The organism is Methanoculleus taiwanensis (assembly GCF_004102725.1).
GTDB lineage: Archaea > Halobacteriota > Methanomicrobia > Methanomicrobiales > Methanoculleaceae > Methanoculleus_A > Methanoculleus_A taiwanensis.
Map to the genome: position 1 here is coordinate 1 of NZ_LHQS01000005.1, position 2,542 is coordinate 2,542.

The window sequence follows — 2,542 nt, forward strand, 5'->3', positions numbered from 1 at the left end:
CTTGCACGCCATAACCCACTATCACCGGTCAATTTCAGGCACTTTTAACCACCTTTCCAGGGTTACTTTTCAGCCTTCGCTCACGCTACTACTACGCTATCGGTTTCGAGGTGTATTTAGTTTTAGAGGTTGATGACCCCTAGATTCCCGCGAGAATACCAACCCACGGTACTCAAGACACTGCCAGAACACCGCCGCATACACGTACGGGACTATCACCCTCTGTGGTGCAACGTTCCAGAGAACTTCCGTTTCGCATTGGTGTTCACACGGCAGGCTTACGACACCACATCTCCCTTGCGGGATTCGGTTTAAACTCTGTCGGTTTCGATCGCCTCTACTCACGACATCTCGATTGATTTCTTTTCCTCCCCCTACTAAGATGTTTCAATTCGGGGGGTTCCCGATCCTTACGGATCAACACCGAAATGCTGGGATGTCCCATTCGGGGATCTCCGGATCCTAGACTCCATGCGTCTTCCCGGAGCTTATCGCAGCTTGGCACGCCCTTCTTCGGCACTCGAACCGAGCCATCCACTGACCGGCTAAAAGCCGTTCCGCTGAACTCATTTAACGTCCAGAGTACACACCTGTACACGGCTTCGTCAGGTCAAAGACCTTCAGCCCTTCCCCGGGGACTCGCATTCCCGGGTGCACCTTAAGTGGACTCAGGGGGATTTGAACCCCCGGCCTCGGCGTTGCAAACGCCGCGCTCTTCCAGCTGAGCTATGAGCCCTATTCACCGTTGACATCAGCAATTTTACGTTCTGTTTAGCAACCGCATGCGTTCTCCCAAGCATTATCTTTAGGAGGTGATCCAGCCGCAGATTCCCCTACGGCTACCTTGTTACGACTTAACCCCCCTTGCGGAACCTAGATTCGACTACGGCAACGACCGCAGCCTCATCCAAACCCCACTCGGGTGGTTTGACGGGCGGTGTGTGCAAGGAGCAGGGACGCATTCACCGCGCTATTTTGAAACGCGATTACTACAGATTCCAGCTTCATGTGGGCGAGTTACAGCCCACAATCCGAACTACGAGCAGGTTTAGGAGATTGCCTTCACCTTTCGGTGTCGATACCCATTGTCCTGCCCATTGTAGCCCGCGTGTAGCCCGGATAATTCGGGGCATGCTGACCTACCGTTGCCCATTCCTTCCTCCTCTTTAGCAGAGGCGGTCCCAACAGTGTCCCCATCATCCCGGAGGATATGCTGGCAACTGTTGGCGTGGGTCTCGCTCGTTGCCTGACTTAACAGGATGCTTCACAGTACGAACTGACGACGGCCATGCACCTCCTCTCAGCTAGTCATGCAGAGTCTTCAGCCCGGCAATCATTCCGCTGTCCTATCCGGTGAGCTTCCCGGCGTTGAGTCCAATTAAACCGCAGGCTCCACCTGTTGTGGTGCTCCCCCGCCAATTCCTTTAAGTTTCAGCCTTGCGACCGTACTTCCCAGGCGGCACGTTTCACGGTTTCCCTTCGGCACCTCGATGACTCGTGGTCATCGATACACCTAACGCGCATCGTTTACGGCTGGGACTACCCGGGTATCTAATCCGGTTTGCTCCCCCAGCTTTCGTCCCTCACTGTCGGAGCCGTTCTGGTGAGGCGCCTTCGCCACAGGTGGTCCCTCGAGGATTACAGGATTTCACTCCTACCCCCGAAGTACCCCTCACCTCTCCCGGTCCCTAGAGTGCCAGTATCCCTTAGACGCCTGACGGTTAAGCCGTCAGATTTCCCAAGGGACTTAACAACCCAGCTACGAACGCTTTAAGCCCAATAAAAGTGGTCACCACTCGAGCCGCCGGTATTACCGCGGCGGCTGGCACCGGTCTTGCCCGGCCCTTTCTTCAGATGCGTTTTAGACACCTGAACAGCCCGCGTTTACGGGCACTCGAGGTTCCCTTATCACGGTTTCCCGCATTGTAAAGTTTTCGCGCCTGCTGCGCCCCGTAGGGCCTGGATTCGTGTCTCAGAATCCATCTCCGGGCTCTTGCTCCCACAACCCGTACCGATTACAGGCTTGTTGGGCCGTTACCCCAACAACAACCTAATCGGCCGCAGATCCATCCTAAGGCGCCGGAACTTTCGGTTACAGAGCATTCCAGCATCCGTAACCTATAGGGTATTATCCCCAGTTTCCCGGGGTTATTCCCTTCCTTAGGGCAGGTTATCCACGTGTTACTGAGCAGTCCGCCGAGGGTCTGAACCCTCTCGACTCGCATGGCTTAATCGAACCCCGATAGCAGTGACCTCTGGCAGGATCAACCAGAATTCTTCTCGAAATACGCACACTTGCTTAAACTTGGGTGGAATTAGCGGTTACTAAACAGATTTCCGCATTGCCAATGCCAACGTCAGAATCAACCCGCACGAGGGCGGTCGTGTTGATTCTCCATCGAAGAGAATTAGTATCTGTTATTCTTTGTATTTAAGGCTCGCCATTCTGCCCCCGGAGACGTCCGGAGCGAACGCGTGCCTGCATCGTGTGAGGAACAGTATATGTTGGTCATCGCATATAAGGGTTGCGTCCTGCGCACCC

The 2,542-nt window shown here is 54.6% G+C and carries 1 tRNA gene and 2 rRNA genes; all 3 read right to left on the reverse strand.

The features are described from left to right. Positions 1–562 (reverse strand): 23S ribosomal RNA (locus ABH15_RS13815); the annotation flags it as partial. 101 nt (positions 563–663) lie between these two features. Next, positions 664–736 (reverse strand) — tRNA-Ala (locus tag ABH15_RS13490). A 71-nt stretch (positions 737–807) separates the two neighbouring features. Beyond that, positions 808–2,275: ribosomal RNA gene (locus ABH15_RS13495) — 16S ribosomal RNA — on the reverse strand. Positions 2,276–2,542: the final 267 nt, after the last annotated feature.